The organism is Kineococcus auxinigenes (assembly GCF_050871525.1).
Taxonomy (GTDB): domain Bacteria; phylum Actinomycetota; class Actinomycetes; order Actinomycetales; family Kineococcaceae; genus Kineococcus.
This window is the reverse complement of sequence record NZ_JBKBCT010000119.1, coordinates 1-6158: the sequence shown is the minus strand read 5'-3', so window position 1 is coordinate 6158 and position 6158 is coordinate 1. Positions and strand designations below refer to the sequence as shown.

At 73.4% G+C, this 6158-nt stretch carries 6 protein-coding genes; 5 read left to right on the top strand and 1 reads right to left on the bottom strand.

What is annotated here, in order from left to right; all coding sequences use genetic code 11:
• Positions 1–135 precede the first annotated feature (135 nt).
• Entirely contained in the window at positions 136–333 is a 198-nt protein-coding gene (locus ACRYR9_RS19255; protein ID WP_432540214.1) for a hypothetical protein, read from the top strand.
• Positions 334–465: 132 nt separating this feature from the next.
• On the opposite strand, the gene ACRYR9_RS19250 is transcribed toward ACRYR9_RS19255, so the two are convergent.
• Positions 466–1773: a glycosyltransferase gene (locus tag ACRYR9_RS19250; protein ID WP_432494365.1), complete on the bottom strand. Its 1308-nt coding sequence runs from the start codon at positions 1771–1773 to the stop codon at positions 466–468.
• Between the two features lie 331 nt (positions 1774–2104).
• On the opposite strand from ACRYR9_RS19250, the gene ACRYR9_RS19245 reads away from it, so the two are divergent.
• From ACRYR9_RS19245 to ACRYR9_RS19230, 4 genes are all read left to right on the top strand, one after another.
• Positions 2105–2959 (top strand): glycosyltransferase, encoded by an 855-nt coding sequence (locus ACRYR9_RS19245; RefSeq protein WP_432494367.1) that lies wholly within the window; start codon positions 2105–2107, stop codon positions 2957–2959.
• Positions 2956–3885, top strand: a complete 930-nt coding sequence (locus ACRYR9_RS19240) for a glycosyltransferase family 2 protein (RefSeq protein ID WP_432494369.1) — start codon at positions 2956–2958, stop codon at positions 3883–3885. The genes ACRYR9_RS19245 and ACRYR9_RS19240 overlap by 4 nt, the downstream gene beginning before the upstream one ends.
• Positions 3885–5075 (top strand): glycosyltransferase, encoded by a 1191-nt coding sequence (locus ACRYR9_RS19235; protein ID WP_432494370.1) that lies wholly within the window; start codon positions 3885–3887, stop codon positions 5073–5075. The genes ACRYR9_RS19240 and ACRYR9_RS19235 overlap by 1 nt, the downstream gene beginning before the upstream one ends.
• A gap of 126 nt (positions 5076–5201) precedes the next feature.
• On the top strand, positions 5202–6056 hold the full coding sequence (locus tag ACRYR9_RS19230; protein WP_432494372.1) for a glycosyltransferase family 2 protein: 855 nt from the start codon (positions 5202–5204) through the stop codon (positions 6054–6056).
• Positions 6057–6158: the final 102 nt, after the last annotated feature.

The following is a 6158-nucleotide window of genomic DNA, read 5'->3' as shown; positions in this document are numbered from 1 at the left end:
GGGGGGGGGCCGGGGGGCGGGGGGCGGGGGGGGGGGCGGGGGGGCGGGCCCCCCCCCCCCCCCCCCCCCCCCCCCCCCCCCCCCCCCCCCCCCCCCACGGCGCTGGGCAACGCCGAGCTGGCCGGCGCCGCCCCCGTGCCGAGCAGCGCCGGTGCGTCGGCGGGCTTCGAGCGGAGCACGGACTCCACGGTGGCCGCTCTGGTGCGCACCGCTGTGTCGAGGCCGGCGATGGTGCCGGCGGTGGCCGTGTACGTGGGGGTCACGGTGGTCTCGCGACTGCTGGCGTGTTCGCGGCGCGGCACCGCCTGGCACCGGGACTCGTCGACCCGCTGATCCAGACGGCTAGGAGCCGTGATCGCGGCGGCCGCCGGTGACCCCGAGCGACGTGACCAGTGCGTCGCGGTCGGCTCCCTCCAGGCGAGGGTGGTCCTGACGTACCCACCCGTATGGTCGTCGCCGGTTCCTTCACCGGGTCAGTGCCCGCACGAGCCGGTCGGCGTTGAGCCCGGGGTCGAACTCCTCGGTGACGCGGGCCCGGCCGGCTGCGCCCGCACGTCGCCGCAGGTCCGCGTCGCGGGCCAGCAGGAGCAGCCCATCGGCGAGGGCGTCGGCTCGACCCGGGGGGACGAGCACCCCGCTCACGCCGTCGCGCACCAGTTCCGGGATGCCGGCGATGACGGTGGTGACCACGGGCAGAGCGGTGGCCATCGCCTCCATGAGCACCACCGGCACGCCTTCCGCGAAGCTGGGCAAGCAGAACACGTCGGCCCAGCGGTACTGCTGGGGAAGCTCCTCGTTGGGCAGTGCGCCCAGGAGCTCGATGCTGTCCTGCAACCCCAGTTGCCGCGCCCGGTCGCGGAGTTCCTGCTCCAGCGGGCCCGAACCCACCACCCGCACCCGGACCGCGTCCGGGCCTTCGAGGTGGCGCAGTCGTGCTACTGCCTCCAGCAGCACCGACGGGCCCTTCTCCGGCACGAGGCGACCCACGAACAGCACGCGCAGCGGTCCCGGTGGGCGCGCGGCCCGCTCGCTGGAGGCGTCGGCGAAGCGGTCCGCGTCCACACCCATGCGCACCAGGTGCAGCTTGTCCCAGTGCGTCGGGTCGGAGTGGCGCATCAGCTGGGACCGGCAGAAGTCGCTGATGCAGGCCACCGCGTCGGCCGAGCGGATCTTGGCGGGCAGGTCGTGCGCGTCGACGGACTCGAATTCCGTGGGGCCGTGCATGGACAGCGTCCAGCGCCAGCCCGCGTCCGGGCCGTCCACGGCGCGGCCCATGCGCACCACGAGGCGGGCGACGTCAGCGGAGTTGTTGGCGAAGTGCACGTGCAGGTGCCGCACACCGCGCGAGCGCAGCTCGCTCAGCAGCAGCAGCGCCTCCGGCAGGTAGAACGCCTGCCAGGCGCGTGAGCGCGCAGTGCGGCCCGAGCGGGCGGCGAGACCCGCACCGGCGAGCACCGCTCGCGGGCCGAGCTGCAGCGCGCCCGAGGCCACGTCGGTGATGGCAGCGGGGCCTCGGCCGAGCAGGGCGGTGGTGCGCAGCGCTTCCCGGCGGCTCCGCTCGGAGCGCTGCTGCTCAGGCGGGCTGGGGCGCACCGAGAAGGTGTGGACCTCGATACCGCGTGCGCGCAGCGCTTCGACCTCCGTCTCGATGAAGGTGTGGGAGGTCGTCGGGTACTGGCTGACCAGGTAGGCGACGGGTCCCAGCGGAGGGCTGGCGGGCCTCGCGGCGCCCGTGGGCGTCGCGGGATCGATCACCGGATCGGCCGAGGGCATGCGGCGAAGGGTAGCCACACCGAGTAGCGGCAGGCTACGAGCGGTGCTGCTCGTAGCCCGTCCGGAGCGCGGGAACGGTCCGAAGCTCACCCGTTCACGCGCTTGCACTACGTGCTTCGAGGTGCGTGAGCACTGTGGGTAGTGTGTGCCTCCGCGGGCCGTGTCGCGAGGGCGCTTCTCACTCCTGCGAAGTGCCGTCGGAGTCGAAAGTTGTCGGGCTGTTCCGCGAGGAGGTCGACGTGGTGGGGTTGGACGCTGTGCGCCGCGACGCGTGCTGGGCAGCGCGGAGCGAGTACGCCGCCCTCGGACCGTTCGTGGGCGGAGCTCGCCGGTGACGGCGCGAGCCAGCGCCGTGGTGCGCACCCGCGACTCCGAGGCCACCTTGGCCGCGACCCTGGCCTCCCTGCGGGCGCAGGACACCGAGGTGGAGATCGTGGTGGTGGATTCCGGGTCCACCGACGGCACCCTGCGCGTCGCGCAGGAACTGGCCGACCGGGTGGTGGAGATCCCTGGTGAGCGCTTCAGCTTCGGGGGGTCTCTGAACGCCGGAGCCGCGGTGGCCGGCGCTCCCGTGCACGTTGCCCTGTCCAGCCACTGCGTCCTGCCCCGCACGGACTGGGTCTCGCTCGCGTGCGCGCACGTGGAGGCCGGAGCCGCCGCGGCCGTCGGCGCCGTCGACGACGGCGAGGGCGCGCCGCTCACCGCCCCCTTCACCGCCGACCACGCCTACGTGCTGGCCCACCGCCACTGGGGGATGTCCAACCACGCCTCCGCCTGGTCGGCGGCCGCCTGGCGCAGGCACCCCTTCGACGAGACGCTCGCCGCGACCGAGGACAAGGAGTGGACGTGGCGCGCGCTCGCTGACAGCGGCCCCCTCGTGGTCGACCCCCGCCTGGTCGTCGAAGGCACCCACCGGCGCTCGGCGGGCGTCCGCGCCTACTACCGCCGGCTCGTCAAGGAGCTGACGTCGATGCACGAGGTCCGTCCCGTGCCGCCTTACGGCGCGGGACGCGCGGTCGTCGACTGGTGGCGCACCACGCCCAGCGACCCGCGGATCTCTCGGGCACGGCCCCGCGGGCGCACCCGTGCGATCGAGGTGGCGGCGCGGTGGTCCGCGGCGCGGCGGTGCGCGCAGCTGGCGCGACCGGCAGGTGCCCGGTTGCCGTCGCCGGGGGACCGGCCGTGAACACGACCGGGTTGCGGGTGGCGGCGGTCATCCCCGTGCGCGGGCACGCCGCCCTCCTGGACGGTTGCCTGGAGTCGCTGCGCGCGCAGTCGATGTCCCTGGACGAGGTGATCGTCGTGGACGACTCACCCGAGGGGTCCCTCGAGCAGTTGCCCGGGGTGCGGGTGGAGCGCAGCGGCGGCCGCGGTCCCTACGCGGCGCGCAACACCGGCTGGCGATCCAGCGGTGCGGACGTGATCCTCTTCCTCGACGCGCGCAGCCGACCGCGGCCGGGCTGGGCCGAGCGCCTCGTCGAGGCGTTCACCGACCCGGACGTCGTGCTCGCCGGCACCGGCGTCGAGGTCTCCTCCGGACCGTCGCTGGCCGCGCAGGCCTCGCACCGCGCGCAGTTCTTCAAGATCCGCAGCTTCGTCTCCACACCCTTCTTCCTGCCGTACCTGCCCACCTGCAACCTCGCCGCGCGCCGTTCCGCGCTGGAAGCCGTCGACGGCTTCTCGGGCGTGCGCAGCGGCGGTGACGCCGACCTGTGCTGGCGGGTGCAGCGCACCACGGGTGGCCGCCTGGAGGGTGTGGAGGAGGTGCTCATGGAGTGGGTGCCGCGCGAGAAGGTGCTCGACCTGCTGGAGCAGACGTACCGCTACGGCAAGAGCAACCACGCGCTGCGCACCGAGTGGAGCGACCGGGGAGCACCGCCGAGAGTGCCGCTGAGCCTGCCGCGGTTGGCCAAGCGCGCAGGGGTGGTCTCCTTGCGCCTCGGCCTGGCCCGACTGCGCGGTGACGCGGAGCGTTCCGCCGCCCTGCTCGCGGACGCCTGCGGGGTCGCCACGGAGATCGGCTACCGGGTGGCCGTGGACCGCGCCCGCCGCTCGAGCGCGCCCCCCACCGGTCGCGGCGCGGGGCGTGCCCGCGCACGGGTCGGCGCCTGATGTCGCGCCGTCGCACCCTGGGCACCGGACCGGACGTGTTCCTCAACGTCACCGCCCTCACCGACAACCCCTACCCGGGGCTCTGGACCGGTGCCGTCCGCGCAGCCGGCGGCCAGATCCGTCCCTTCGGCGTGCGGCCCTTGTTGCGCGGTCGGTTGCGCGGCCGCGGCTGGGTGGATCTGCAGTGGCCGGAATGGGTGTTCCGAGGATCGGGGAGCGCGACGGGCAAGCTGTTGATGCTCCTGAGGACGTGCCTGGTGGCACGCCTGCTGGGGCACCGGCTGGTGCTGACCGTGCACAACCTGCGTGGTCACGGCGGTGAGCACCCGCACCTGGAGCGCGCCATGTGGGCCGCCCTGACGGTGCTCGCCACCCACGTGCACACGTTCACGGAGGCGGGTGCGCGCGAGTTCCGGGCGGCCCACCCGGCTGCGCGCCGCGCTCGCGACGTGGTCATCCCGCACGGCCACTACGGCCCGGTGCTCGGGGAGCTGCCGGACCGGCGCGTGGCCAGGGCCGCTCTGGGGTTGGGTGAGGACGACGAGGTCGTCCTCACGTTCGGCAAGCTCAGCGCCTACAAGGGTGTGAACGCGCTCGTGCGGGCCTTCACCGGTGATCCTTCGCCCGCCGCGCGCCTGCTCGTGTGCGGCGCCCCGGCGGACTCCGCGACCGTGGACTTCCTGCAGCACGCCGCCGGGGCCGACGACCGGCTGAGGGTGACCGCCCGGTTCCTCCAGGAGAACGAGCTGACCGCAGCGGTGGTCGCCGCCGACCTCGTGGTCCTGCCGTACGCGCGGGTGACCAACTCCGGCAGCGCGCTCATGGCCCTGTCCATCGGCCGGCCGGTGCTGCTGCCCGACACGCCGGTGTTCGCCGAGCTGCGCGAGCGCACCGGCACCGCTTGGGTGCACCTCTACCGAGGAGGCCTGAACGCCGTGGCGCTGCGGGCGGCCCTGTCGGCCGCCCGGGAGGTGCGTGACGAGGTGCCCGACCTGGACTGGTGCTCGTGGTCGACGGTGGAGGCGCAGTTGCGTTCCTTGTTCAGCACGGGGGTCCTCACCGGTCTCCCCGGAGGTCCAACGGGCTCACGCCTCACCGTGCAGCCGACTCCTAACCGGGCTCGGGGTTCGGGGTGCGGCGAGGTCCGCTCCACGAGAGGGGCGTGCGGCGGAGGTCCAGGCCAACCCTGATGACGTCGGCAAGGGTTTTCAACGAGGAGGGACGACAGTGATCCCCGCATCGCTGCTGCAAAACGTGGTTCTGAGTACCGGACGTGGTGCGGCGCCGGACGCCGCCCGGGCAGGGTCGGTGCTCCGGTGACAGCGGCGGCCGACGTCACGGTCGTCATGCCGGCGCTCAACCGGGCCCACCTCATCGAGCGGTCGCTGGCGAGCATCGCTGGACAGCGCGAACGGCCTGCCGAGGTGATCGTCATCGACGACGGGTCGACCGATGACACCGCTGCCGTGGCGAAGAGGGCCGGGGCCACGGTCATCCAGTTGCCCGAGAGCGGGGGCAGCGGCCCGGCCCGCAACAGGGGCATCGAGGCGGCTTCCACCGAGTGGGTCGCGTTCCTGGACTCCGATGACGAGTGGGAACCGGACCACCTCGCCCGCCTGATGGCCCGTGCGCGGGGTCAAGTGCTCGTCACTGCCCCGGGACGGAGCGACAGCGGCAGGATCATGGGCAACCCGTGGCGTCACGAACTGACCCTGGACCCGCTGACGCTGCTGACGCCGGGCGACGTCGTCTGCACCAGCGGCACCGCGGTCCGCCGGCAGACCCTCCTCGACGCCGGGCTCTTTCGTCCCCTGCGGCGAGCTCAAGACCTCGACCTGTGGCTGCGCGTGCTGGAACACGGACCGGGACTGGCGCTGACCACCCCCACCGTCCTGTACCACGAGCACGGTGGGCAGGCGTCGAGGGACCGTGAGCTGATGCGTCAGTGCTTCGACTGGATCGTGGACGATTGCTCCAGCCGTGGGCTGCTGACGATCAAGCACCGTGATCAGGCATACAGCCGTGTGCACTGGGACGATCTGCGCACGGCTCAGCGAGCCGGGGACGTGCGCGAGGTCACGAGGTTCGTCCAGTGGTTCGCGCGCCGACCTCACGCGCTGCCGCCGCTGGTCCGGTTGCTGCGCCAGCGACGGCTGAGCCGGACCGGGTGAGTCCGGTCAGTTGCCGGGCTTGCCGTGGTGCATGGGCAGGGCCTGCAGCTTGTCCCAGGGGAAGTTCTGCATGATCGAGTAGCTCGGCTTGCCCTGCATCAG